The organism is Bradyrhizobium guangxiense, from assembly GCF_004114915.1.
Classification (GTDB): domain Bacteria; phylum Pseudomonadota; class Alphaproteobacteria; order Rhizobiales; family Xanthobacteraceae; genus Bradyrhizobium; species Bradyrhizobium guangxiense.
Genome location: NZ_CP022219.1, coordinates 1,498,283 through 1,522,139 on the forward strand (window position 1 = coordinate 1,498,283; position 23,857 = coordinate 1,522,139).

Sequence of the window (23,857 nt, forward strand, 5' to 3'; positions counted from 1 at the left end):
TGACGGTAGCTTGAATGTCCAGCCTCGCCCCTTCACGCGTTCTTGCAACTCTGATTGCAGCGCTTTGCCTGGCCGCAACTTCGGCCCATGCGCAGGTCGCGCCGCTGAGATATTGGATTCCCGGCGGGCCCTTCGGTCTCAGCGGTGGCGCCGACCAGAGTTCCGATACTTACGGCAACCTCACGAGCTTCAATGCCGGCGATGCGGATTGGCGCAGCGGCTCGACGAGTGGCTTCTTTGTTGGGAGCCAGCGCGGCAACCTCAATTGGAGCGGTCTCGGTCAGACTGGCCTCGCCGGCAATTTCAACGCGCTCTCTTATGACAGCACGCAGTTCGGCTACACCACCAAGACCGCAGGCGGCTTGCCCGTGACCTTCTTTGCCGGCTTCGACACGATGAAATACGGCAATGGTATCGGCAGCTCGCTCGCGCCACTGACCTCCGGTGCAGCCCCCGGCTACAGCGCATTTGCAGGTGTCGAGTTCAAGCCGACGTCCAATCTCAGCCTCTCGTTCGGGGCCGGTTTCACCCAGCAGGATTCGGGCCGCATGGACAGCGACATCAGGTCGAACATGCTACCCGGCGAATCGCCGGCGCTGAGCGGTCTGCGGCGTTAGGATCGCATCACCAGCTCCGGTGGACGCCGCGGCGATTTCGGCAGATCCGGGCCGGCTCCGAAACGCATCACGATATCAGGACGCCGTTCGCCGAGCCCGAGGAAAGTCGCAAATTGCGGCCGCAGCGCCGCAACCTCGACGGGCTGGTTGACGAAGGAATATTTGAGTCCGAGCGCGGTCGCCTGCAGACCGAAGCGCTGGCAGGCGCGGCCGACCGCAATCCAATGCGATTTGTCGCTGCGATCGGCCGCGAGCACGACGACGCCGGCAGAGCTGGCGAGCTGCTCGCGGTACTTCTTGTTCTCCCCGCTCTCGGTGAGGAAGAACCTCAGCAGCGGCCGCGCCAACCATGAGGGCAGGGAAGGGTTTCCCGAGGCGGGCGCGAATAATCCGTCCAAGGTCGCGAGCGCGTCCGCCTCGTTGAAGCGAATCCAGCTCACGAGCTCGCGCATGAACGTCTGGTCGCGCATTTGCGCCGAATTGCCTTCGAGCACGTAGTCGGTGACCCCGGCGATCGCGGCGCGTTCGGTCATCAGGATTGCTGCCACGTTTGGCTCGCGACAGGCGTCCTCGAGCCGGCGCAAGGTCTCGGGTGCTGCCGGCCTGCCGTCGAACGCCGCACGGGTGCATTGCCTGACCGGAATCGCGGCCGCCAGCGCCGATGCGGCGGGCGGCGCTTCCTCGAGCGCGATCACGATGCGGTCGCCGTCGACGGTCGGGTCGGCGCGCCAGCCGAGCGTAGACGCAGCGAGGATGAGGTTCTCGGCGGCGCAGCCGAGACTAACGAAGAGGTGATGATCGTCCGGATCGACGGCCGGACAGCGGCGGGTGAAATCCGGCGAAATCGTGATTTCGTTACCGCGCGCGGAGAAGATCCACGGCTGGGTATTGTGGCTGTTGGCGGCGAGAGTGGCAAAGCGCACGAGCTCGCGGTCTCTCGGCGCAGGCTGCAGCGGGGCTCGTGACATGCGCACCGCCTCATCATAGGTCATCGTTGCCGCTGCGGCAGGGAAGCCGCCGACGGCTGCCGCGGACAGCCCCAGCGCGGTTGCGATGAACTGTCGTCGGTCAACCACGAACGTCCGCTCCATGTTGAATTGCGCAGAACGGCTTTTAGCGCCAGCGCATGGCTGCGCGATTGACTGGCATCAAGCTTTGAGGACATTCGCGGGCGTGTGAGCTCGCGGTCTACCGCGAGAACCGCGCCACCAGCTCCACATGCGGCGTGTGACGGAACTGGTCGACCGGCACCACCGCCTCCAGCCGATAGCCGCCGTCGATCAAGAGCCGCGCGTCGCGGGCAAACGTTGCGACGTTGCAGGACACTGCGACCACGACGGACACCTGGCTTGCGGCCAGCTTCAACGCCTGCGCCTGTGCGCCCTGGCGCGGCGGATCGAACACCACGGCGTCGAAGTCGCGGAGCTCCTGCGGCACCAGGGGGCGGCGGAACAGGTCGCGCGGCTCGCACCTGATCGGCTTCAGGCCAGGTGCGCGCGCGGCTTTCGCCAGCGCTGCGATGGCGCCGGCGTCGCTGTCGTAAGCGGTGACGCGCGCCTTCTCGGCGAGCCGTAGCGCAAACGGGCCGACGCCGCAGAAGAGATCGAGAACCTCCTTGGCCTTGCCGATGCGCTCGGCGACGAGCGCGGCGAGCGTCTCTTCGCCCGCCACCGTCGCCTGCAGGAACGAGCCCGGTGGCAGCGTCACCTCGGCGCGGCCCATCTTGAGCGTCGGTGGCAGGCGTTGCAGCACCAGCTCGCCATGCCGCGTCAGCCGTGCCAGCCGGTGCTGCTCGGCCACGCGCGACAGCGCCGTGACCAGCGGCGTCGGCAGCGGCCCGGAGCCGCGCACGTCGACATCGAGGCCGTTGCTGGTGGCGGTCACCTGGATGTCGAGCGGCTTGGTCACCGGCATCTTCGACGTCAGCGGCTCGGCGATCGCCCAGGCGGCATCGAGCGCGCCATCGAGCATGGGATCGAGGATCGGGCAGCGATGGATCGGGACCACGTCGTGCGAGCTCGTCGCGGAGAAACCGACCTTGAGGATGTCGTGCGTGCCGAACCGGCCGTGCAGTGTGACGCGCCGGCGGCCGGCGCCATGGGCGTCGACCAGCGGCGCCACCTCGCAATCGATGCCGGCCTGCGCCAGCGTCTCCACCACGATGCCGCGCTTCCAGGCATGATACGGCTCGGCGGCCCAGTGCTGGATCGCGCAACCGCCGCAGACGCCGAAATGCGGACAGAACGGTTCGATCCGTTCGGAGCTTGCCACGTCCACCGCGAGCAGCTTGCGGCGGTCAGGATGATGACCCACGACATGATCGACCTCGACGGTCTCGCCGCCAAGCGTGTAGGGCACATAGATCGCTTCGCCCGTCGCGAGCGAGACACCGTCGCCGCGATGGCCGACATGGTCGATGGTCAGGCGCTCAACCACGGTGCGCGCCCAGGAAGAATTCGACATTGCCGTCGCCGCCTGCGATCGAGGAAGGAAACACCTCGATGTCGGTGCAGCCGAGCGAAGCGGCGAAGGCGGCGATGTCGTCGCAGATGTCCCGGTGCACGGCGGCGTCGCGGACGATGCCTTTCTTGTTGTGCTTCCGGTCCGCCTCGAATTGCGGCTTGATCAGCGCCAGCAGGCTCATCGGCGCGGCCGCCAGCGACAGCGCCACCGGCAGCACCGTCTTCAGCGAGATGAAGCTGACGTCGATGACGACCACATCGGGCCGTGCCGGCAGCCGCTTGCCGTCATAGCTGCGGATGTCGGTCTCCTCCATCGACACGATCTTGGGATGATCGCGCAGCGAGGGATGCAACTGGCTGGTGCCGACGTCGATGGCGAACACCAGGCTCGCGCCGTTCGCCAGCAGGACCTCGGTGAAGCCGCCGGTGGAGGCGCCGACGTCGAGGCAGACATGATCCTCGATCTCGATTCTGTAGCGCTCCAGCGCGCCGGCGAGCTTGACGCCGCCCCGCGAGACATAGGGGTGCGCGGGCTCGGCCTGGATCGCGGCGTCCTCGGCGATCGTCTCCGATGGCTTTGAAACCGGCTTGTCGTCGGCCGTGACGAGGCCGGCCTCGATCGCTGCCCGCGCCCGCGCCCGGCTCTCGAACAGGCCGCGTTCGACCAGCAATACATCCGCGCGCTTGCGGGCAGGGGACAACGGACTCTCCAGAACAGGGCTGGCGCTTACTTAGCCATCAATCGCGCGGCCGCCAGCCGGACGCAAGCCTCGAACGCGGCAAGATCGTGCCAGACATCGATCGGCGTCGTCGCCGGGGTCACCAGCGGGCAGCCATGCAGCTCCAGCGCATGGATCATCATGAGATTGTCGACGAGGCCGAAATCCTCGACGGTCAGTCCCTGTGCGTCGACCAGCCGCCCGTCCTCCGACGTGACGTCCATGAAGCGGCCGAGGCGGTCGGCATAGACGGCGCCGTCGTTGGAATAGGCCAGGCAGAGCTTGCGGCGCCCGGCCATGTAGCCGAGCTCGTAGACGGTACCGGGATCGGCGCCGGCGCCGCGGAACGGCGTCAGGTTCGCAATGATGGCATCGGCCGCATCCATCATCGCCTCGTTGCCACAAAAAATCTGCCGCGCCGCGTCGGGCGCGGCAAGGTCGATCTCATTGTCGAGGGGATAGAGGCCGACGAGCCCTTGAGCCGCGCAGATATCGACCTTGCGACGGCCGATCTCGATTGCATCCGGCAGGAACACATCGGGGCCTGCCAGATAGATTTTCATGGAGTGCGGCCTGCCGATGCGAAGCGCGGTGCAACACCTCTCCCATCGGGAGAGGTCGGCGCGAAGCGCCGGGTGAGGGGTTACGCTGTCTCGTTGGACCTGAATCCCTCACCCGGATTGCTTGCGCAACGTAGCCGAGGCTGAGCCTCGGCGTTTTTTGGGACGGCCGCCGAAGGCGGCCTACGCCTCTCCCGATGGGAGAGGTGGGCTTCAGCGTCTGTCGCGAGGCTCAAGCCAGCTTGACCGTCTCGGCCTTGACGTCCTTGCCGAGCGCTTCGAACACCTTGGCGACGATGCCCTTGGCGTCGAGACCGGCGCGGGCGTACATCGCGGCGGGCGTGTCGTGGTCCTGGAATACATCGGGCAGCACCATCGAGCGGAACTTGACCATGCCGCTGTCGAGCACACCCTGGTCGGTCAGGTACTGTGCGACATGCGAGCCGAAGCCACCGATCGAGCCTTCCTCGATCGTGATCAGGATCTCGTGGTCGCGGGCGAGTTTGAGCACCAGCTCGGTGTCGAGCGGCTTCATGAAGCGCGCATCGGCGATCGTGGTGGACAGACCATGGGCCGCGAGTTCGTCGGCGGCCTTCTCGCATTCGGCGAGGCGGGTGCCGAAGGAGAGCAGGGCGATCTTGCTGCCCTGGCGGATCATGCGGCCCTTGCCGATCTCGAGGGGAATGCCGACCTCCGGCATCTCGATGCCGCGGCCTTCGCCGCGCGGATAGCGCAGCGAGCTCGGACGGTCATTGATTGCGACCTGGGTCGCCACCATGTGCACAAGCTCGGCCTCATCGGCGGCCGCCATGATCACCATGTTCGGCAGACAGCCGAGATAGGCGTTGTCGAACGAGCCGGCATGCGTCGCGCCGTCGGCGCCGACCAGGCCGGCTCGGTCGATGGCGAAGCGGACGGGCAGGTTCTGGATCGCGACGTCATGCACGATCTGGTCGTAGCCGCGCTGCAGGAAGGTCGAATAGATCGCACAGAACGGCTTTTAGCCTTCGCTGGCGAGACCGGCGGCAAAGGTCACCGCGTGCTGCTCGGCGATGCCGACGTCGAAGGTACGGTCGGGGAAGGCCTTGTTGAAGATGTCGACGCCGGTGCCCGACGGCATGGCCGCGGTGATGGCGACGATCTTGTCGTCCTTCTGGGCTTCCTTGACGAGGCTCTGGCCGAACACGTTCTGGTAGGCCGGCGCATTCGGCTTGGCCTTGGCCTGGGTGCCGGTCGCGACGTCGAACTTGACGACGGCGTGGTATTTGTCAGCGGAGGCTTCCGCCGGGCCGTAGCCCTTGCCCTTCTGCGTCACGACGTGGACCAGGATCGGGCCGGTCTCCATGTCGCGGACGTTCTTCAGCACGGGCAGCAGATGGTCGAGATTGTGGCCGTCGATCGGGCCGACATAGTAGAAGCCGAGCTCCTCGAACAGCGTGCCGCCGTCCATCATGAAGCCGCGGGAATATTCCTCGACGCGGTTGGCGCGGTTGGCGATGATCTTGGGCAGACGCTTGTTGATCTGCTTGGCCGCATCGCGCAGCGTGCGATAGGTCTTGCCGGAGTAGAGGCGCGACAGATAGGCGCTCATGGCGCCGACCGGCGGCGCGATCGACATGTCGTTGTCGTTGAGGATGACGATCAGGCGCGAGTTCATCGCTCCCGCATTGTTCATGGCCTCGTAGGCCATGCCGGCCGACATCGCGCCGTCACCGATCACGGCGATAACGTTGTTCTTGCCGCCGGAAAGGTCGCGCGCCACGGCCATGCCGAGGCCGGCGGAGATCGAGGTCGAGGAATGCGCCGCGCCGAACGGATCGTAATCGCTCTCGCTGCGCTTGGTGAAGCCGGACAGGCCGCCGCCGGTGCGCAGCGTGCGGATGCGGTCGCGGCGTCCGGTGAGGATCTTGTGCGGATAGGCCTGATGGCCGACGTCCCAGATCAACCGGTCGCGCGGCGTGTCGAAGACGTAATGGATCGCGGTGGTGAGCTCGACCACGCCGAGGCCCGCGCCGAAGTGACCGCCGGTCACCGAGACGGCATCGATGGTCTCCTGCCGCAGTTCGTCGGCCACCTGGCGAACTTGCTCGACCTTGAGCTTGCGCAGGTCTTCCGGCGTCCGGATGGTGTCGAGAAGCGGCGTTTTACTGTATGCGTTCACGGCGATTTCCAATTTGTCAGCGCCGGAAGGTCATTCCGGCGCGCGATGGGTTTGCACAATATCGGCGCAGCGCGAGTCCTTAAACCGTCGGAGCCACCTGCCAGGGGCAAGGCCCCGTCTTCAAGCTTAGGTGAGCTTAAGTGGGCTCCGGTTCAGTCTCTGTGATCCCTGTCACTTAGATCGGCTTCGTCCGTCCCAAGCCAATTTCATTAGCAGTTTGAAGCGCTTGTCGTCGACAATCGGTGCCCACGCAAGGCTTGCAAAAAGCCACACTCCGCGCAGCTTTACACCAAAGCTTGGGCCAAAGCCAACCCGCCGGACCGATTAGGGGTATGCAGGTGCAACCGGCGGGCCAGAGTGGTTAACCCTAGGCCACGACCAGGGGTTCCCGCCTTGCTCTGCGCATTAGCAGGCTTTTTTTGCTGAATGCCGTCGTTTTCGCGCCTGGACGGGCCGATTCGGGAGCAGAAGGCCATCGCTCCGTCGGCACGGAACCGCGAAATTTCACGGAATGGCGCCGTGCGATCATGAAAACAATGCGGCAGCAGGGCTCGCCGTGAAGACGTTTCGCGAGGGCCCGTCAGGGGACTGAGCGGGAAAGCGTCGGCTTCGCCCGCCTACTGGACGTCCAGCGGCGCCGTGCCGGCGGCCTGCCCATTGGCATCGGTGGTGATCTTGTCGACGCGCGCCTCGGCCTGGCGCAGCAGATCCTCGCAGCGGCGCTTCAAGGCTTCGCCCCGCTCGTAGATCGTCACGGATTCCTCGAGCGGCACCTTACCGTCCTCGAGCCGCTTCACGATCGATTCGAGTTCCTCGATCGCGCGCTCGAAGGTGAGGCGGGAGACGTCGACTTGGGGGTTTTCGGCCATATCCGTTTCCGATTGCCCGATTCGCTTCGCCCACAGTGAAGGCGGGTTTTGCGGGCTTAATGTGGCGAGTGCTCTCAAGCGCCCATCAGGGCGCCGACATGCGCCGTAACAGATTCTTTCAGTCCTTGCAGGTCATAGCCGCCCTCGAGCACCGAAACAACACGCCCCCCGGCGGTCTTGTCGGCGAGGTCCATCAGCTTGCGCGTCACCCAGGCATAATCCTCCGCGCGCAGATTGAGCGAGGCCAGCGGATCGCGATAATGCGCGTCGAAGCCGGCGGAAATGATGAGAAGCTCGGGGCTGAATTTCTCGAGCTGCGGCAGGATCAAATTCTCGAACGCGGAGCGGAATTCCGGCCCGCCGTCCTCGGAGGCGAGCGGCGCGTTGACGATGGTGTCGTGGTCGCCGCGCTCGCCCTTGGCGCCGGTGCCCGGAAACAGCGGCATCTGGTGCGTCGAGCAGTACATCACGGTCGGGTCCGACCAGAAAATGTCCTGCGTGCCGTTGCCGTGATGCACGTCGAAATCGACGATGGCTGCGCGCTTGATGCCGTATTTGCGCTGCGCATGGCGCGCGGCGATCGCAACATTGTCGAAGAAGCAGAAGCCCATCGGCTTTCCGATCTCGGCGTGATGCCCGGGCGGACGCACCGCGACGAAGGCGTTGCGATGCTCGCCATTCATCACCGCTTCGGTCGCCGCGACCGCGCCGCCGACGCCGCGCATCACCGCTTCCCACGTGCCCGGCGACATCGACGTGTCGCCGTCGACATAGACCTGCCCGCTGGTCGGCGCGATGTGGCGCAGCTCGGTGACGTAGTGCTCGTTGTGGCAGAGCGTGACGAGATCGAGATCGCCCTCCGGCGCCTGGTCGCGCACCAGGAACTGGAAGCGTTCATGCGACAGCGCTTCCTCCACCGCCCGCAGTCGATCCGGCCTTTCAGGGTGTCCCGGCGGCGTGACATGGTCGAGGCAGGCCTTGTGGGAAAGGAGAAGCGTGCTCATCAGGTCGGCCTCACAGCAAACGGGCTCTCGTCGTCGCTTGGCGCATCCGGCGCCAAAACGCAATGCAAAACCCAATCTATGCGCTTGGGCGGCAATGGCAAAGGGGCGGGCCTCGCCGTTTGATCCCGGTCAATTCACCCTCAGGATGCGGGTGGGCGGGAGTGGACCGATCGGTCCGTGCGCCTGGAAGAAGGCGAACAGCGCGTCCGCGTCGTATCCGCCATATTGCGGTGACGTTCCCTGTTTGGCGGCGGTAAACCCGTCGCCGCCGACGGCAAGGTAATCGTTGAGGGTGATGCGGTAACCGCTTCCAGCCTCGATCGGCCTGCCGTTGAGCGTCATCCTTTCGGGGATCACGCGCTCACCGAATGGCTTCGACGCATCCCAGGCATAGCTGAATCCGTTCGAGACCTGGAGGATCCGCGGCCGCTTCGGGTCCAGCCATTGCTGCTCGAGCATGTCCTTGAGCTGATTGCCCGTCAGCGTCATCGTGACGAGGCGGTTGCGGAACGGCTGGCTGGCGAAGACGTCGCCGAATGTTATCGCGCCGTTCTCCTTCGGCACGATGTCGGTGCGGATGCCGCCGGGGTTGGTGAGCGCGATGACAGCGCTGCCATCCTTGGCATCCCTGGTCGCAGCAAGCTGCGCGTCCGCGATGACGTCGCCGAGCGCGCTTTCGCCGGCCTCGTTCGGCACGCGCGACAGCGTCTGCGTCACCGATCCGGCCGGCCGGTTGGCGATCGGCGCCGACAGCCTGTCGTAGGCTTCGATCAGCGCGGTCTGCTCGGCATCCTTCGCCAGCGAGGAGGCATTGGCGACGATGACGTTCTCGCCCTTGGCGCTGACGATGTCGCGCGTCACGGGATCGAGCTTGAGATCGATCGCCGTGACCAGCGTGCCGTATTTGTCGCCGCTGGTGACGAGCCGCCCGTCGATGTCGCAGACATAGGCGCGGTGAGTGTGGCCGCTGACGACGACGTCGACGGCGCGGTCGAATTTCTTCACGATGTCGACGATCGGTCCCGTGATGGCGGGGCATTCATTGTAGTCGCCGGCCGGCTCGCCGCCCTGGTGGATCAGCACCACGATCGCCTCGACGCCGCGCGCCTTCAGCTGCGGCACCAGCGCGTTCACCGTCTCGGCCTCGTCGCGGAATTCGAGCCCCTTGATGCCTGATGGCGCGACGATGCCGGCGGTCTCCTTCAAGGTCAGCCCGATGAAGGCGACGGGGATGCCGTCGAATTCCCTGATCTCGTAGGGCGGCAGCACGCTGCTGCCCGTCGCCGTCTCGATGGTGGATGCGGCCAGATAGCGGAACCTGGCGCCCGTGAAGGGATGCGGTCCCTGGCAGCCGTCGACCGGATGGCAGCCGCCATTCTGCATCCGCAGGAGCTCGGCCTTGCCCTCGTCGAATTCGTGATTGCCGACCGAGGTGATCGCGAGCCCCATCATCGAGAGCGCTTCGATCGAAGGCTCGTCGTGAAACATCGCCGACAGGAACGGGCTCGCGCCGATCAGGTCGCCGGCGGCGACGAAGATCGTGTTCTTGTGTCCCTCGCGCAGTTGCTTCACCAGTGTCGCCATATATTCGGCGCCACCGGCCGTCACCATCACCTTCTTGGACCTGTCCTCGGGATCATTGATGCGGATGCCGCCCGGCGGCGGCCGCAGATTGCCGTGAAAATCGTTGATCGCGAGGATGCGCAGCTCGACCGGGGCTGCGGTCTGGGCCGCGGCGGGGAGGGTGCTGGTGAGAGCGAGGGCGGCAAGGATGGTTCGATATCGCATCGAACCAGATTAATCGTACCGCGCGAAGATTTCACGAAGCATTGTCGTGAACGTGCTGCGATTCTTCCCTTCTCCCACAACGGGAGAGGGGAAGAGCCTCACCGCTTCTTCCGGTTCGCAAACGCGTTGAACGCCGCCACCGCTTCGTCCGACTTCAGCCGTTCGCCGAACAGATGGCCTTCCTGGTCGATGCGGCGGGGGAGCTCTTCGGACGGGCCGCGCAGCAGCTTGCGGGAGGTCGCGATCGCCTCGGCCGGCAGGCGGCAGATCTCGCGCGCCACCTTGCGGGCCTCGACCTCAGTGTGTCCCGGCGACACCACGGTGTTGACGAAGCCGGCGGCATGCGCCTCCGCGGCGGAGAAGGTCCGCCCCATCACCAGCATTGCAAAGGCGCGCTGGTATCCCATCGTGTTCGGCATCAGGAGGCTGGCTGCGCCGACCGGCACCAGGCCGAGATGGATGTAGGGCGCGGAAAAGGTCGCAGCGTTCGAGGCCAGCACGTAGTCGCAGTGGAACAGCATCACGGTGCCCATGCCGATCGAGGCGCCGTCGACGGCCGCGATGATCGGCTTGAGGTTGAGGGCGAGCGAATAGAGGAACTTGGCGGCCTCCGACAGCGTTTCGGGGCGGGAGGTGTCGGCGTGCATGAAATCGTCGATGTCGTCGCCGGCGGTGAACACGCCGGAACCGCCGGTGATGATCATGCAGCGGATATCGGGGTTGTTCTGCGCGGTGTCGATCGCGCTCCTCATCTGCCGGTACATGTCCTGGGTGATCGCGTTCTTCTTGCCGGGGCGGCGCAGGGTGATCACGCGCGTTCCGCGCTCCTCGGTGACGACGATATTGCCATTCGCCATGAGAGCCCCCTGCGCTCGCCGCTGTGCGAGTCTCGCCGAACCTCAGCCTACATCATCCCGCAGGCGTGCCAATGCGCTGGTTCAACCTTTTCAGCGCAATTCCCGCTTGGCACCGCCGCTCATCGCGACAATTGGCAGCGATGTTTCTTTGAAAAAGCCGGGCATTTGCCCTCAGCGGGGCTCGATCTCGTGGCAGCACGGGCAGGCCGTAGCTCCGGATTGCGCTCCATCCGGGCGACAAGGCCGCCTTACCCCAGCAACACCGTATCCGCGGCCGCAACCGATTCGGCGCTCTCGGTCACGGTGCGCTCGAGCGCGCCGGCCTGCACCGTGATGTTCTCGGCGAAGAAGCGCGCGAGCGCGACGTAGCGCGCTGCGTCCGTGTTGGCGTCGGCCTTGGCGGCGAGCGCCTCGGAGGCCAGCAGGCAGCCGCCGAGCGTCGCGCCGAACTGCTGCAGATAGGGCGTCGCACCGGCAAGCGCCTCGTTCGGTGCGGACGTCACGCGCGCCAGCAGCCATTTGCTGGTGCGCGTCAGAGCCTCGAGCGCCTCGCGCAATTTCGCGCCGGTGGTGCCGAAGGCGGGATCATTGGAGGCTTCGACTTGGCTGACCGTTGCGGCGAGCTCGTCGAGCAGCGCCCACACCGATGCGCCGCCGTTGGCCGCGAGCTTGCGCGTGACGAGGTCGATGGCCTGGATGCCGTTGGTGCCCTCGTAGATCGCGGTGATGCGGGCGTCGCGGTAGTGCTGCGCCGCACCGGTCTCCTCGATGAAGCCCATGCCGCCATGGATCTGCACGCCGAGATAGGCGACCTCGTTGCCGATGTCGGTGGAATAGGCCTTGGCCATCGGCGTCAGCAGCGCCGCGCGCGCGGCGGCATCGACGCGGACCTTGGGATCCCTGGCGCGCGTCGAGACGTCGATCGCGACCGCGGTCGCATAGCAGATGGTGCGCGCGGCGGCCGTCTGCGCCCGCATCCGCATCAGCATGCGCTTGACGTCGGGATGGACGAAGATCGCGTCCGAGCCGTCGCCCTTCTTGCCGACGGCGCGGCCCTGCTTGCGCTCCTGGGCATACGACAAGGCCTGCTGATAGGCGCGGTCGGCAACGCCGACGCCCTCGAGACCGACGCCGAGGCGGGCCTGGTTCATCATCGTGAACATGCAGCGCATGCCCTGGTTCTCTTCGCCGATCAGAAAGCCGATGGCGCCGCCGTGATCGCCCATGGTCATGGTGCAGGTGGGGGAGGCATGCATGCCGAGCTTGTGCTCGACGCCGGATGCAAAGATGTCGTTGCGTGCGCCGAGCGAGCCGTCGGCGTTGACCATGAACTTCGGCACCAGGAACAGCGAGATCCCCTTGGTGCCGGCGGGCGCATCGGGCAGACGGGCCAGCACGAAATGCACGATGTTGTCGGTCATGTCGTGCTCGCCATAGGTGATGAAGATCTTCGTCCCCTTGATGCGATAGGTGCCGTCGGCCTGCTTCTCGGCGCGGGTGCGCAGCGCGCCGACGTCGGAGCCGGCCTGCGGCTCGGTGAGTTGCATCGTGCCAGTCCATTCACCGGAGACGAGCTTTTCGAGATAGATCTTCTTCAACTCGTCGCTGCCATGCGCGTCGAGGGCCTCGATCGCCGAAGCCGTCAGCAGCGGGCAGAGGCCGAAGGCGACGTTGGCGGCGCTCCAGATCTCGGTGCAGGCGGCGTTGATCGCGATCGGCAGGCCCTGGCCGCCGAAATCCTCCGGGCCGGATACCGCATTCCAGCCGCCTTCGATCCAGCGCTTGTAGGCGTCCGGCCAGCCCGGCGCGGTCGTGACCTTGCCGCCGTCGAGCTTGATGCCGTGCTCGTCGCCGACCTTGTTGAGCGGCGCCAGCACGTCGGATGCGAACTTGCCGGCTTCCTCCAGCACGGCCGCGGCGATGTCCGCGTCGAAATCGCCGTAATGACCGGCCTCCACGGCGGCCTTGAGGCCGGCGCCATGGTTGAGCGACAGCAGCATGTCATTGATCGGCGCGCGGTAGGTCATGGCTCACTCCCGTGGACAGATATTGGCGCCGTATTCTCACGAAACGGGAGCGGTCTCAATGGCCGGGGACGGGGCCGACGCCGGCCCGCGGCCCGGATCTCTCTATAATAAAGAGAGGACCGCCGGGGTGGTCGGCCCCGCGTGGTATTTTGCCCCTCCAGGCGGTTGAAATGCCGCGCCGCTCCCTATAGACCGGCAGCCACCCGAGGGAATCTGCGGTAGCCAGGTCTTCCGCCGTTCCTTTGGTCGCCTGTTGGGGCGTAGCCAAGCGGTAAGGCAGCGGATTTTGATTCCGCCATTCGGAGGTTCGATCCCTCCCGCCCCAGCCAGTGTTTAAGCCGTTGAGTTCATTCGTTAAGCGGCGGAAAATTGCAGCCGTGCCGCAGTCCGCCAGCCTCGGGGGCGGTCGTTGCCCGCTATTGGGGACCACTACGACTGCAAATCGCGTGGCCTTCGTTTCCTTGCCCGACCGGAACGATGTAGACCGCGCACTTCCTGCTGTTGAAAAAGATCCGCGCAGACGCCACGCAACCATTGGCTTGCCGGATCGTGATGGAAGCGGGCGTGCCAATATTGCTTGACCGTAAAGCCGGCGATCGCCAGCGGACAATTGAGGACGTTTAGTCCGTAGTAGTGAGCCAGCGTTTCGCCAATGTGCCTTGGCAGGGTGGCGATCACATCGGTCGTTCCCACGATTGCGGGTAAGCCCAAAAAGCCCGGTAGCTCGAGCGCAACGTCCAGGACCATCCGCTGCTCTTGTAGCGCGTCCGCGAGCAATTGATGTCCTGTGCCGGAGCGAATGAGGACGTGTGCCTCGCGCCGGAAATCCCTTGTGGTGATGCGGTCACGGATCCGGGCATGTCTTGCGTTCGCCAGGCAGACCCAATCCTGCGGAAACAGCGCCTGCTGGAAATGTCCCGCGTCGAGGTCCGAGATGTAGCCGAGCGCCAGATCCGCCTCTCCGGATCGCAGCATCCGTGGGGTGTCCGCGCCGATCTGTGTCGCCTCGATACGAACGCCAGGAGCAACGCGGCGAACGTGAGCGAGAATGGACGGAAGCAGCGTGACATGGCTTCCATCCGTCATGCAGATGGTAAAACGGCGTTTTGCGGTTGTCGGATCGAAGTCCGTGCGAAGCTCGGCCAGGCGACGCAGCATTTCCAACGCCTGCCTTGCCGTCCCGATGAGTGCCTCGGCGCGCGGAGTCGGCAGCATCCCCTCTGCCGACCGGATGAACAGCGGATCGTCCAGCTCCTTTCGCAGCCGGGCTAGCCAGATCGAAATGGTCGGCTGACTCTGACCGAGTTTCTCGGCTGCCTTGGTGACGCTGCCCGTGGTGAACAATGCGTCGAACAACTTGAGCAGGCGCGGGTCCAGCAGGTTCGTCTCGGCGTGATCCGGTTGTATCATTGCAATTCACAATAATGGTTATAAGGATCATAGCATATCTTAATGTCGACCGGCCTGCTACCACGCGCCCAACGCCAAGAAAGGCGCTGGGAGAAGCGTTCGGATGAGGATCTGCTTTATCGGAGCAGGGGCCCTAGGCTCGACCATTGGCGGCACACTGGTGCGCGGTGGAGCCGAGGTCTGGCTGATTGATCCGTTCCAGGCCCATGTTGACGCGATCAACGCCAGCGGGCTTCGTATTCTCGAAGGTGGCGTAGAGGCCGTCGTGAAGGTCACTGCCTGCACGTCCGCGGCCCAGGTCGGTATCAAGGCTGACCTCGTCATTGTCCTCGTCAAATCTTACCACACGCGAGACGCCATCCGCGCCGCTGCGCCGATCATCGGGCCGCAGACGGTTGTGATGTCGCTTCAGAACGGTCTTGGCCACGAGGACATCCTGTCGGAGGAAGTCGGTCGTGACCGGGTCATGGCGGGCAAGACCTACGTGGGTGGCGTGCTGCTGGGCCCCGGTCATGTTCGCTCCGGGGTGATCGGCAAGGAAACGATCATCGGCGAACTCGATGGGCGCTTGACGGAACGCGCACAGCGAATTTCCGAGACTTTCAACCGCGCCGGCATTCTCACGCTGCTCAGCGACAACATCCTGGGCACGATGTGGGACAAGCTGTTCATCAACGTCGCCGGCGGAGGAATTACCGCCATTACCGGCCTGACCTATGGCGGCCTCTATTCGCTCCCCATCCTGGAAGATTGTGCGCTGGCCGCGATTTCAGAGGGCATCGCAGTCGCGCAGGCCGCCGGCGTGAAGATCTCGATTGCCGACCCGCGCCGTGCCTGGACGATGGCGTCCGCTGGACTGCCGCCCGAGTTCAAGACGTCGATGTTGCAGAGCTTGCAGTCCGGCAATCTGACCGAGGTCGATTACATTCACGGCTCCGTCGTGCGTTGGGGGGCGAAGTTCAATGTCCCGACCCCCGTCAATTCGACCCTCGTCGCGTTGATCAAAGGGCTCGAATATGCCCGCCACGATTATCCAGGAAAGGCCTGAGACGATGTCGCTGCCGCGCGCCTATGTCGAGCACGTCGCGATCCGCGTGCCGGACGTTGATCGTCACATCGACTTCTTTCGTGAGGTGCTTGGTCTTGCCATTCGCGACGAGCAACCCGCCGACGGCCCGCGTCCGCGTCAGGTATGGGTGCTCGGAAGCGTGCAGCTCATTGAGGATCCGGACTTCGTCGGACCGGAGGGGCGTCTCGCCCATCTCGGCATCATGGTCGACGATTACGAAGGTGTGCTCGTCCGTGCCGCCGCCTGGGGCGCCAAGGCGCTGCCCGCCGGGCCGAACTGGCTCGAGCTGCCGGGCGGCCTGAACATCGAGATCTTGCAAGCGAGCGCAGGCGCTGTGGAAGCCGCCCTGGCGATCAATCCCCGTGCCTAGAGAAAGATGCGACATGACCGATGAGCGCTACTGGGACGATGCCAAGGTCGGTGACGAATGCGTCACCCCCGCGGTGACGGTCACCGAAGCGATGGTGAATGCCTATGCCGAACTGACGGGCGATTTTACGCCGGTCCATGTCGACGAGGATTACGCCAGGACCACACCATTCGGCACGCGCGTCGCGCACGGGCTGTTTGGTCTGTCGCTGGCCGACGGTTTGAAGACTCGTGCCGACTACCGCTTCCTTCCGGGAATGTCGCTGGGCTGGACGTGGGATTTCAAGCTGCCGATCAAGCTCGGCGACACCGTGCACGTGAAGTTCCGCGTTGGTTCAATGCGTGCCACGAAGCGGGAAGGGTGGGGCATCGTGGTGCTGCCCTCGGAGCTGATCAATCAGCGCGGGGAGGTGGTGCAGCTCGGTGAGCACCGGCTGATGATTCCGATGCGCCCGAAGACCAGCGTCGCGGGAGGGCAGGCATGACCGCACAGGATCTGCCGCTCAAAGGCATTCGCGTCATCGACTACAGCCATTTTCTGGCGGGTCCGTTCATGGGGCGTTGCCTCGCCGCGATGGGCGCGGAAGTCATTAAGGTGGAGCGTCCGAAGGCGGGCGATGCGGGCCGCGCCCATGGCTATTTCAAGGACGGACAATCCGGCTACTTCCTGCAGCAGAACATGGGCAAGCAGGGCCTGTGCATCGATCTGCGCGACACGCGTGGCCTCGACCTGATGATGAAGCTGGTCGACGCAGCCGACGTCTTCATCGAGAACTACCGCCCCGGCGCACTCGAGCGCCTCGGGCTCGGTTACAAGGCGCTCTCGGCGCGCAATCCCGGACTGATCTACTGTTCGGTCTCCGCCTATGGTCACACCGGTCCCTATGCCGACCGTCCGGGCTTCGGCCTGATCGCAGAGGCGATGTCGGGCGCCCTGGCGCAACTGGGTAATCCCGGCGAAGCGCCGCCGCTGCTGCGGATGCCACTGGCTGACATGTATACCGGCATTCACGGCGTGGCCGCCATCAATGCCGCGCTGGTCGGCCGCGCGTCGTCCCGGCGCGGTCAACACATCGATCTGGCGCTGTACGACTGCATGGTCTCGATGCACGACTATGCGGTGCAGCGCTACTTCCTCTCCGGCGGGAGCGACCTGCCGCAGCAGACCGGCAGCGGACAGCCGGACTCGACCGTCTACGGCGTCTTTCCGGCCAGGGATGGCAATCTTGTCATCGCCGCGCAAGTCGATGATGCCTGGCGACGATTGGCGAGCCTGATCGGGGGAGACAATTTGGCATCCGACGAACGCTTCACCACGCCTCCTGCGCGCAACGCCCATTATGCCGAAGCGATGGAGATCGTGCGCAACTGGGCGCTGTCGCAGCCGTCCCGGGACGCTTGTCTTGCCGCACTCGAGGAAGCAGGTGTGCCGTCGGCTCCGGTGCAGACGATCGAAGAGGTCGTGAAGGATCCGCAGATCCACGCGCGTGGCATGCTGGTCGAGCAGGAGCATCCTGTGCTCGGCAAGGTGACGTTGCCGAACTTGCCGTTCCGCTTCTCCGATTGCGACACCACGGTGCGAACCCCGGCGCCGCTGCTTGGCCAGGACAATCGCCGCATTGCAGAGTCGCTGGGACTTTCGGCCGAGCTCGTCGAGGCGATGGTGCGTGACGGGGTCCTCTACAACGAAGTCGCAGTGCAGGAGTGAGCGATGAGCGACCGTTATGCGGTGATCGGCAATCCGATCGGCTTCAGCAAGTCACCTCTCATCCACGGCACTTTCGCCAGAATGACAGGACAGGATCTTGTCTACGAGGCGATCGAGGGTCCCCTCGATGGCTTCAGCGAACGGGTTGATCAATTCCGGACAGAGGGCGCCAAGGGGCTGAACATCACTGTCCCGTTCAAGCTCGATGCCTTCGACTACGCAAACGAGCTTTCAGAGAGCGCCGACCGAGCTGGCGCCGTCAACTGCCTGAAGTTCGACGGCGATCGGATCATCGGCGAGAATTTCGACGGGATCGGCCTTGTGCGCGACATCACCGTCAATCTCGGCGTCAAAATGGCCGGCCGGCGCGTCCTGATGCTCGGCGCCGGGGGCGCGGCGCGCGGCGCGCTGCTGCCATTCCTGCGCCAGGAGCCGTCCGAGCTGGTTCTCGTCAATCGTACCTTGTCGAAGGCTGTGGCATTGGCCGAAGAGTTTGCCGGTTGTGGTCCCCTGATCGTCAGCGGCTATGCCGAGCTGGCCGATCTTGCCGAGGGCTACGACATCGTGGTCAACGCGACATCGGCCAGCCTGCGCGGTGAGATGCCGCCGCTTCCCGGCAATGTCTTCCGCGGTGCGGAGCTGGCCTACGAGCTCGCCTACGGCAAGGGGCTCACTCCCTTTCTACGAGCGGCTTGCGCCGAAGGCGTAGCCAAGCTGGCCGATGGCGTCGGCATGCTGGTTGAGCAGGCGGCCGAAGCTTTTGCCTGGTGGCGCGGCGTTCGACCGGGCACGGCTCAAGTCATCGCCGAACTGACCGTTCCGCTGAGCTGACGGGCGATGCCGACCATGCATCAGAAGTCCAGCTTTCTCGTCGGCCTGATCGGCAGCGGCATCACGGCGTCCCGCCCCCCGCCGATGCACGAAGCGGCCGCCGACGCCGCCGGCATCCGCTATCTCTACAGGAAAATCGATCTGACAGAGCTGAAACTCGGAGTTGAAGCGCTGCCGGAATTGCTCACGGCGGCAAAGCGGATGGGCTTTGATGGGCTGAACGTGACCCATCCCTGCAAGCAGGCGATCCTCCTGCTCCTGGACGAGCTTTCGCCGGACGCGGAGGCGCTTGGCGCGGTGAACACCGTGGTCATCAGGAATGGCCGAATGACCGGTCACAACACCGACTGGTTCGGCTTCGCCGAGAACTTTCGCCGCAACATGCAGGGTGTACCGCTCGGCCGTGTCGTCCAATTCGGCGCCGGCGGCGCCGGCGCGGCGGTCGCGTTCGCGCTGATGAAGCTCGGGGTGCGGGAATTGACCATTGTCGACGTCGACGTGGCCAAGGCGCAGAGCGTGGTCGACAGCTTGTCCCCGCGATTTGCAGAAGGGCATTTGAAAGTCGGCCAGGATGTCGCAGCCGCCGTTGCTGCCGCAGACGGAATTGTCAACGCGACGCCGATCGGTATGGACAAATATCCGGGCACGGCGCTGCCGACGGCGCTGCTGCGTCCCGATCTGTGGGTCGCTGAGATCGTCTACTTCCCGCTGGAGACCGCATTGCTGCGCACGGCGCGCGCCCTCGGCTGCCGCACCGTCGATGGCGGTGGCATGGCGATCTTCCAGGGTACCGAAGCATTCCGCCTGTTCACGGGCATCTCACCTGATCCAGACGTTTTCTTCGCCACTTTCGCATCCCTGGGAGGGTGACGTCAGGCCGATGGGCGAGCGGCACGTACAACGCCCGAGAGGAAACGCAAGATGGGCTACACGCTCGATTTCTCGGTGGTTTGGCATGCCATGCCCGCGCTGCTGTGGGGGTGCGTGGGTACGCTGGGCCTGGCGCTGGCCGGCATGACGCTCGCGATGATGATCGGTGTCGCCGGCGTCGCGGCCCGCGATTCGAAGGTGGCCTGGTTGCGGGCCACCATCATTGGCTTCGTCGAGGTCGTACGCAATACGCCTTTCCTGGTGCAGATCTTCTTTCTATTCTTCGCTCTGCCGCTCGTCGGGTTGAAGCTCAATCCGACCGCGACCGCCATTATCGCGCTCGGTGTCAACGGCGGCGCCTATGCCATCGAGATCATTCGTGGCGGCGTCCAGTCCATTCATAAAGGACAAATAGAGGCCGGCTACGCGCTCGGACTGCACAAAGGACAGGTGTTCCGCTTCATCGTGCTCAAGCCTGCGCTTCGCGCGATCTACCCCTCGCTCACGGGGCAGTTCATCATGCTGACGCTGACCTCATCGATCTGTTCGGCGGTCTCGGCCTACGAATTGACATCGGTTGCGCAACGCATCGAAAGCGACACGTTCCGCAGCTTCGAGGTCTATTTTTCCGTCACCTTCCTCTATCTCGCGATCTCCTGGCTGCTGATGCTGGGCTTCGCGGTCGTCTCCCACCGCTTCTTCTCATATCCGACACGCTGAGGGAGCGATCATGACACCGCATTTTGGTCTTGCCGAGTTCGGCTTCCTGCTGCGTGGGCTGCAATGGACGGTGTTGCTGACGCTGGTCGCGTTTGTTGGCGGCTGCACGGCAGGCCTCGCCGTCGCATTGCTATGCACCTGCGGTCATAGGAGCGTGGAATGGATCACCCGCATCTACATCGGGATATTCCAGGGCACGCCGCTGCTGCTGCAGCTCTTCGTCGTGTATTACGGATTGGCGCTCACCGGGCTGAAGCTCGATGCCTTCGTGGCGGTGGCGATCGGCTTCACCGTGAATGCCTCCGCCTTCCTCGGCGAGATCTGGCGCGGCGCGATCCAGGCCGTGCCGCGTGGCCAGACCGAGGCGGCGATGGCGCTTGGACTGCACTATTCGTCCCGCATGCGCGACATCGTGCTGCCGCAGGCAATCCGCATCTCGCTGCCCGCGACCATCGGCTATCTCGTGCAGCTCATCAAGGGCACGTCGCTCGCCGCCATCGTCGGTTTCATCGAACTCGCTCGCGCCGGTCAAATCGTATCGAACCAGACCTTCCAGCCCTTGCTCGTCTTCGGCGTGGTCGGCGCGATGTACTTCATCCTCTGCTGGCCCCTCTCATGGTGGGGCAGCCGGATGGAAGCCAGGCTTTCCCTGGCCAGTCAAAGGTAGGAACGGCGCACCTACTCAATCACAAACAGCCATCACCGGGAGGAGATACTCATGTCGTTTTCACTCAATCGTCGTCGCTTCGGCATTGCCATGCTGGCGCTCGGGGCCATCGCTCTCGCGGGCAAATCGCAGGCGGGCACGTTGGAAGACGTGAAGAAGAAGGGCGTCGTCGTCATTGGCATTCAGGGCGACAATCCCCCCTGGGGCTATGTCGACAGCTCGGGAAAACAGGATGGCATCGATGCCGACATGGGGCGCGCCTTCGCCGAATATCTCGGCGTCAAGGCCGAGTTCGTCCCCCTGGCGGTGGCCAATCGCATTCCGGCGCTGACCACAGGCCGCGTCGACATTCTGTTCGCAACCATGGCCATGCTGCCCGAGCGTGCGAAGGCGGTGCAGTATTCCAAGCCCTACGTCGCCAACGAGATCACGCTGGTCGCTGCCCAGGCGACCCCGATCAGCAGCAATGCCGACATGGGCAAGTACGTCATCGGCGTTCCCAGGTCCTCCACGCAGGATACTCAGGTCACCAACAACGCCCCGTCCGGGACCGAGATCCGCAGATTCGACGATGACGCCGCCACCATCCAGGCGCTGCTCTCTGGCCAAGTCCAGGCCGTCGGCGCGAACCTGTTTTATCCGCAGCGTCTCAATGCCGCGAAACCCGAACTTGGGTTCGAGCCCAAGCTTCACTTCACCGCTCTCTATAACGGCGCTTGCACGCGCCTCGGAGAGAAGGAGTGGAACGCGACGGCCAACAAGTTCATCGACGAGATCAAGTCGAACGGCAAGTTGGCCGGTTTCTATGCCAAATGGATGAAGGTCCCGGTCCCTGTCTTCCCGGACTCCGTCCCCGGCGTTCCCTTCACCGTCCAGTAGCCACCGCGAGCGGCCGGCGCGATCCGCGTTGGCCGCCGCCCAACGGCGGAGACCAGCATGCAGGACCAGATCCTGATCGAAATGAAGGGCGTGCAGAAATGGTACGGCGGGGACCAAGCTCTCCGCAACGTCGATCTCACTGTGCGCAGAGGTGAAAAGATCGTGCTCTGCGGCCCGTCCGGTTCAGGCAAGTCAACGCTGATCCGCTGCATCAACCGCCTGGAGCCGATCCAGCAGGGCACCATCGTGGTGAACGGTCACCGGCTGGACGACAGCATCAAGGCTATCGATGTCGTACGTCAGGACGTCGGCATGGTCTTTCAGAGCTTCAATCTCTTTCCGCATATGACGGTCTTGCAGAACTGCATGCTCGCGCCCATTCGCGCGCGCCGCATCGGCAAGGCCGAGGCGGAAGCGACCGCGCGAAAATATCTCGAGCGCGTGCACATCGGTGACCAGGCCGAGAAGTATCCGGCTCAGCTTTCGGGCGGTCAGCAACAGCGCGTCGCGATCGCGCGCGCGCTGTGTATGCAGCCGAAGGTCATGCTGTTTGACGAGCCAACCTCGGCGCTCGACCCTGAGATGGTCAAGGAGGTGCTGGATACGATGATCGGCCTCGCCAATGACGGCATGACCATGATTTGCGTCACCCACGAGATGGGCTTTGCCCGCCAGGTTGCCGACCGGGTCATCTTCATGGCCGAAGGCCAGATCGTCGAAGAAGGCGCGCCCGACGCTTTCTTCCGCAGCCCACAGCACGCCCGCACCAGGCAGTTCCTTGGCGAAATCCTTGCCCATCACTGAACGGAGGTCTTCCATGAGCCGCCTTGTCTACGTCCTGAACGGGCCCAATCTCAATTTGCTCGGCAAGCGCCAGCCCCACATCTATGGCCACGATACGCTTGCGGACGTGGAGCGGGATTGCAGGGCGTTAGCCAACGAACTTGGCCTGGAGATTCGCTTCCATCAATCCAACAGAGAGTACGAGCTGATCGACTGGATCCACGAGGCGCGCGCGACGGCTGCCGGGATCGTGATGAATCCCGCGGCTTTCACCCATACATCGGTCGCCATCCTTGATGCTCTGAACACGTTCGAGGGGACGGTGATCGAGGTGCATATTTCCAACGTCCACAAGCGCGAGGAATTCCGCCACCACTCGTTTGTCTCCAAAGGAGCCGATGGCGTCATCGCAGGCTTCGGCACCCAAGGTTATCTGCTCGGCTTGCGTCGCGTGGCCAAGCTGCTTGATGAGAAGAAGGGATAGCATCGGATGGCGGCGCCCGTCCGCCTGGCGTGGCCGAGGAGCGCTGCACAGCTCTGCGACAGATCGGGCCTGCCCCCGCCATTCTCACCGTGTCTCAGACCCAGCCGCCATCGACGATGTAGTGTTGAGCGGTGCAGGCGGAGGCCTCGTCGGACGCGAGAAAGACGGTGAACTTCGCAACTTCGTCCGGCACCAGCCTGCGCTTCAGGCACTGGCGCTGCTGCAACTCGATCTCGCCGGCCGGCGTCATCCATTTCTCGAGCTGCCGCTCGGTCATGATCCAGCCCGGCGCGACGGCGTTGACGCGAATATTGTAGGGGCCGTAGTCGCGCGCCAGCGAGCGCGTCAGCCCGATCACGCCCGATTTGCTGGCGGTGTAGGCGGCCATGCCGCCTTGTCCTGCGATCCACGACACCGAGCCGAAATTGATGATGGCACCGGCATTGGCCGCCTTCATGTCCGGCAACACGGCCTGCGACGCAAAGAACTGGTGCTTCAAGTTCACCGCGATGCGGTCGTCCCAATAGTCCGGCGTCATCTCCTCGGTGTTGTGCCGCTCGTCATGCGCGGCATTGTTGATCAGGATGTTGATCGGGCCATGAGCCTTGCGTGCCTCGACGACGCCGGCACGGAGTGCGGGGATGTCGGTGAGGTCGACGTGCTGGAAATGCGCGGCCATGCCCTGGTCGGACAGCTCGCGCGCCAGGCGCTGTCCCTCGTCGCGCTTGATGTCGAAGAACACCACCTTGGATCTCTGCTCCGCAAAACGCCGCACGATCGCAGCGCCGATTCCGGATGCGCCACCGGTGACGAGCACGACCTTGCCGGCGAGGTCGGAATAGATGGCAGCCATGGGCACCTCGGTTTGTTGCGGTCGGCGCGGCGGGCGGCCACCGACTCTTTTCCAAACCTTAGCCATTCCATTGGTGAGGTGCATAGATCAGATTTTGTGTTGCGTACCTCAAAAATTGAGGGCAGGATTGCGCCAAAGAATAAAAGCCGG

General features: G+C 64.4%; 23 protein-coding genes, 1 tRNA gene and 1 pseudogene. 13 read left to right on the forward strand and 12 right to left on the reverse strand.

What is annotated here, in order from left to right:
- Positions 1-14: 14 nt before the first annotated feature.
- Positions 15-617, forward strand: coding sequence for a hypothetical protein (locus tag X268_RS07125; RefSeq protein ID WP_128924270.1), 603 nt, complete (start codon positions 15-17; stop codon positions 615-617).
- Here the strand turns inward: X268_RS07125 and X268_RS07130 are convergent.
- The 10 genes and pseudogenes from X268_RS07130 to X268_RS07175 form a co-directional block, all read right to left on the reverse strand.
- On the reverse strand, positions 614-1,708 hold the full coding sequence (locus X268_RS07130) for an Acg family FMN-binding oxidoreductase (protein WP_128924271.1): 1,095 nt from the start codon (positions 1,706-1,708) through the stop codon (positions 614-616). The genes X268_RS07125 and X268_RS07130 overlap by 4 nt on opposite strands.
- A 97-nt stretch (positions 1,709-1,805) precedes the next feature.
- Positions 1,806-3,053: a class I SAM-dependent RNA methyltransferase gene (locus X268_RS07135; RefSeq protein WP_128929176.1), complete on the reverse strand. Its 1,248-nt coding sequence runs from the start codon at positions 3,051-3,053 to the stop codon at positions 1,806-1,808.
- The gene (locus X268_RS07140; RefSeq protein ID WP_128924272.1) at positions 3,046-3,780 is read right to left on the reverse strand and encodes a TlyA family RNA methyltransferase; all 735 of its coding nucleotides are present in this window, start codon (positions 3,778-3,780) and stop codon (positions 3,046-3,048) included. Before X268_RS07140 ends, X268_RS07135 begins: the two co-directional genes overlap by 8 nt.
- 26 nt (positions 3,781-3,806) lie before the next feature.
- Positions 3,807-4,361 (reverse strand): nucleoside 2-deoxyribosyltransferase, encoded by a 555-nt coding sequence (locus tag X268_RS07145; RefSeq protein ID WP_128924273.1) that lies wholly within the window; start codon positions 4,359-4,361, stop codon positions 3,807-3,809.
- Between the two features lie 229 nt (positions 4,362-4,590).
- Positions 4,591-6,519 (reverse strand): annotated as a pseudogene (gene dxs, locus X268_RS07150) (1-deoxy-D-xylulose-5-phosphate synthase).
- 617 nt (positions 6,520-7,136) lie between these two features.
- Complete coding sequence (locus X268_RS07155; protein ID WP_128924274.1) at positions 7,137-7,388, reverse strand: exodeoxyribonuclease VII small subunit; 252 nt, start codon at positions 7,386-7,388, stop codon at positions 7,137-7,139.
- A 74-nt stretch (positions 7,389-7,462) separates the two neighbouring features.
- A complete protein-coding gene (locus X268_RS07160; RefSeq protein ID WP_128924275.1) occupies positions 7,463-8,392 on the reverse strand; it encodes a histone deacetylase family protein in 930 nt (309 codons plus the stop codon).
- Between the two features lie 129 nt (positions 8,393-8,521).
- On the reverse strand, positions 8,522-10,180 hold the full coding sequence (locus X268_RS07165; protein WP_128924276.1) for a bifunctional metallophosphatase/5'-nucleotidase: 1,659 nt from the start codon (positions 10,178-10,180) through the stop codon (positions 8,522-8,524).
- A 98-nt stretch (positions 10,181-10,278) separates the two neighbouring features.
- Positions 10,279-11,037, reverse strand: a complete 759-nt coding sequence (locus tag X268_RS07170) for an enoyl-CoA hydratase-related protein (protein ID WP_128924277.1) — start codon at positions 11,035-11,037, stop codon at positions 10,279-10,281.
- 248 nt (positions 11,038-11,285) lie between these two features.
- Positions 11,286-13,064, reverse strand: a complete 1,779-nt coding sequence (locus X268_RS07175; protein ID WP_128924278.1) for an acyl-CoA dehydrogenase family protein — start codon at positions 13,062-13,064, stop codon at positions 11,286-11,288.
- Positions 13,065-13,318: 254 nt separating this feature from the next.
- On the opposite strand from X268_RS07175, the gene X268_RS07180 reads away from it, so the two are divergent.
- Positions 13,319-13,393: transfer RNA gene (locus tag X268_RS07180), tRNA-Gln, on the forward strand.
- A gap of 100 nt (positions 13,394-13,493) precedes the next feature.
- Here X268_RS07180 and X268_RS07185 read toward each other — a convergent pair.
- Positions 13,494-14,474: a LysR family transcriptional regulator gene (locus tag X268_RS07185; RefSeq protein ID WP_128924279.1), complete on the reverse strand. Its 981-nt coding sequence runs from the start codon at positions 14,472-14,474 to the stop codon at positions 13,494-13,496.
- Between the two features lie 103 nt (positions 14,475-14,577).
- Between X268_RS07185 and X268_RS07190 the strand changes: the two genes are divergently transcribed.
- From X268_RS07190 to aroQ, 11 genes are read left to right on the forward strand one after another with little or no spacing between them, the layout of a single operon-like run.
- On the forward strand, positions 14,578-15,522 hold the full coding sequence (locus X268_RS07190; RefSeq protein WP_128924280.1) for a ketopantoate reductase family protein: 945 nt from the start codon (positions 14,578-14,580) through the stop codon (positions 15,520-15,522).
- Between the two features lie 4 nt (positions 15,523-15,526).
- Positions 15,527-15,913: a VOC family protein gene (locus tag X268_RS07195; protein WP_164938100.1), complete on the forward strand. Its 387-nt coding sequence runs from the start codon at positions 15,527-15,529 to the stop codon at positions 15,911-15,913.
- A gap of 13 nt (positions 15,914-15,926) precedes the next feature.
- Positions 15,927-16,397 carry a MaoC family dehydratase gene (locus tag X268_RS07200; RefSeq protein ID WP_128924282.1) on the forward strand — a complete coding sequence of 157 codons (471 nt, stop codon included), beginning with the start codon at positions 15,927-15,929 and terminating at the stop codon, positions 16,395-16,397.
- Entirely contained in the window at positions 16,394-17,620 is a 1,227-nt protein-coding gene (locus tag X268_RS07205) for a CaiB/BaiF CoA transferase family protein (protein ID WP_128924283.1), read from the forward strand. The genes X268_RS07200 and X268_RS07205 overlap by 4 nt, the downstream gene beginning before the upstream one ends.
- Positions 17,621-17,623: 3 nt before the next feature.
- Complete coding sequence (gene aroE / locus X268_RS07210) at positions 17,624-18,451, forward strand: shikimate dehydrogenase (protein ID WP_128924284.1); 828 nt, start codon at positions 17,624-17,626, stop codon at positions 18,449-18,451.
- Between the two features lie 15 nt (positions 18,452-18,466).
- Positions 18,467-19,321 carry a shikimate dehydrogenase gene (locus tag X268_RS07215; RefSeq protein ID WP_128924285.1) on the forward strand — a complete coding sequence of 285 codons (855 nt, stop codon included), beginning with the start codon at positions 18,467-18,469 and terminating at the stop codon, positions 19,319-19,321.
- A 51-nt stretch (positions 19,322-19,372) separates the two neighbouring features.
- Positions 19,373-20,041: an amino acid ABC transporter permease gene (locus X268_RS07220; RefSeq protein ID WP_128924286.1), complete on the forward strand. Its 669-nt coding sequence runs from the start codon at positions 19,373-19,375 to the stop codon at positions 20,039-20,041.
- 10 nt (positions 20,042-20,051) lie between these two features.
- Positions 20,052-20,708 carry an amino acid ABC transporter permease gene (locus X268_RS07225; protein ID WP_128924287.1) on the forward strand — a complete coding sequence of 219 codons (657 nt, stop codon included), beginning with the start codon at positions 20,052-20,054 and terminating at the stop codon, positions 20,706-20,708.
- Positions 20,709-20,759: 51 nt separating this feature from the next.
- Positions 20,760-21,587 carry a transporter substrate-binding domain-containing protein gene (locus tag X268_RS07230; RefSeq protein ID WP_128924288.1) on the forward strand — a complete coding sequence of 276 codons (828 nt, stop codon included), beginning with the start codon at positions 20,760-20,762 and terminating at the stop codon, positions 21,585-21,587.
- A 57-nt stretch (positions 21,588-21,644) separates the two neighbouring features.
- The gene (locus X268_RS07235) at positions 21,645-22,391 is read left to right on the forward strand and encodes an amino acid ABC transporter ATP-binding protein (RefSeq protein ID WP_128924289.1); all 747 of its coding nucleotides are present in this window, start codon (positions 21,645-21,647) and stop codon (positions 22,389-22,391) included.
- 13 nt (positions 22,392-22,404) lie between these two features.
- Positions 22,405-22,854 carry a type II 3-dehydroquinate dehydratase gene (gene aroQ / locus X268_RS07240; RefSeq protein ID WP_128924290.1) on the forward strand — a complete coding sequence of 150 codons (450 nt, stop codon included), beginning with the start codon at positions 22,405-22,407 and terminating at the stop codon, positions 22,852-22,854.
- Positions 22,855-22,948: 94 nt separating this feature from the next.
- On the opposite strand, the gene X268_RS07245 is transcribed toward aroQ, so the two are convergent.
- Positions 22,949-23,707 (reverse strand): SDR family NAD(P)-dependent oxidoreductase, encoded by a 759-nt coding sequence (locus tag X268_RS07245; protein WP_128924291.1) that lies wholly within the window; start codon positions 23,705-23,707, stop codon positions 22,949-22,951.
- Positions 23,708-23,857 lie beyond the last annotated feature (150 nt).

What these genes read in the sequence shown, in the direction of transcription:
- X268_RS07245 (WP_128924291.1), bottom strand. Translation starts at nt 23,707, where the DNA reads ATGGCTGCCATCTATTCCGACCTCGCCGGCAAGGTCGTGCTCGTCACC.
- X268_RS07225 (WP_128924287.1), top strand. Translation starts at nt 20,052, where the DNA reads ATGACACCGCATTTTGGTCTTGCCGAGTTCGGCTTCCTGCTGCGTGGG.
- X268_RS07190 (WP_128924280.1), top strand. Translation starts at nt 14,578, where the DNA reads ATGAGGATCTGCTTTATCGGAGCAGGGGCCCTAGGCTCGACCATTGGC.
- X268_RS07195 (WP_164938100.1), top strand. Translation starts at nt 15,527, where the DNA reads ATGTCGCTGCCGCGCGCCTATGTCGAGCACGTCGCGATCCGCGTGCCG.
- X268_RS07200 (WP_128924282.1), top strand. Translation starts at nt 15,927, where the DNA reads ATGACCGATGAGCGCTACTGGGACGATGCCAAGGTCGGTGACGAATGC.
- X268_RS07220 (WP_128924286.1), top strand. Translation starts at nt 19,373, where the DNA reads ATGGGCTACACGCTCGATTTCTCGGTGGTTTGGCATGCCATGCCCGCG.
- X268_RS07155 (WP_128924274.1), bottom strand. Translation starts at nt 7,388, where the DNA reads ATGGCCGAAAACCCCCAAGTCGACGTCTCCCGCCTCACCTTCGAGCGC.
- X268_RS07125 (WP_128924270.1), top strand. Translation starts at nt 15, where the DNA reads ATGTCCAGCCTCGCCCCTTCACGCGTTCTTGCAACTCTGATTGCAGCG.
- aroQ (WP_128924290.1), top strand. Translation starts at nt 22,405, where the DNA reads ATGAGCCGCCTTGTCTACGTCCTGAACGGGCCCAATCTCAATTTGCTC.
- X268_RS07160 (WP_128924275.1), bottom strand. Translation starts at nt 8,392, where the DNA reads ATGAGCACGCTTCTCCTTTCCCACAAGGCCTGCCTCGACCATGTCACG.
- X268_RS07145 (WP_128924273.1), bottom strand. Translation starts at nt 4,361, where the DNA reads ATGAAAATCTATCTGGCAGGCCCCGATGTGTTCCTGCCGGATGCAATC.
- X268_RS07205 (WP_128924283.1), top strand. Translation starts at nt 16,394, where the DNA reads ATGACCGCACAGGATCTGCCGCTCAAAGGCATTCGCGTCATCGACTAC.
- X268_RS07215 (WP_128924285.1), top strand. Translation starts at nt 18,467, where the DNA reads ATGCATCAGAAGTCCAGCTTTCTCGTCGGCCTGATCGGCAGCGGCATC.
- X268_RS07185 (WP_128924279.1), bottom strand. Translation starts at nt 14,474, where the DNA reads ATGATACAACCGGATCACGCCGAGACGAACCTGCTGGACCCGCGCCTG.
- X268_RS07175 (WP_128924278.1), bottom strand. Translation starts at nt 13,064, where the DNA reads ATGACCTACCGCGCGCCGATCAATGACATGCTGCTGTCGCTCAACCAT.
- aroE (WP_128924284.1), top strand. Translation starts at nt 17,624, where the DNA reads ATGAGCGACCGTTATGCGGTGATCGGCAATCCGATCGGCTTCAGCAAG.
- X268_RS07230 (WP_128924288.1), top strand. Translation starts at nt 20,760, where the DNA reads ATGTCGTTTTCACTCAATCGTCGTCGCTTCGGCATTGCCATGCTGGCG.
- X268_RS07235 (WP_128924289.1), top strand. Translation starts at nt 21,645, where the DNA reads ATGCAGGACCAGATCCTGATCGAAATGAAGGGCGTGCAGAAATGGTAC.
- X268_RS07165 (WP_128924276.1), bottom strand. Translation starts at nt 10,180, where the DNA reads ATGCGATATCGAACCATCCTTGCCGCCCTCGCTCTCACCAGCACCCTC.
- X268_RS07130 (WP_128924271.1), bottom strand. Translation starts at nt 1,708, where the DNA reads ATGGAGCGGACGTTCGTGGTTGACCGACGACAGTTCATCGCAACCGCG.
- X268_RS07170 (WP_128924277.1), bottom strand. Translation starts at nt 11,037, where the DNA reads ATGGCGAATGGCAATATCGTCGTCACCGAGGAGCGCGGAACGCGCGTG.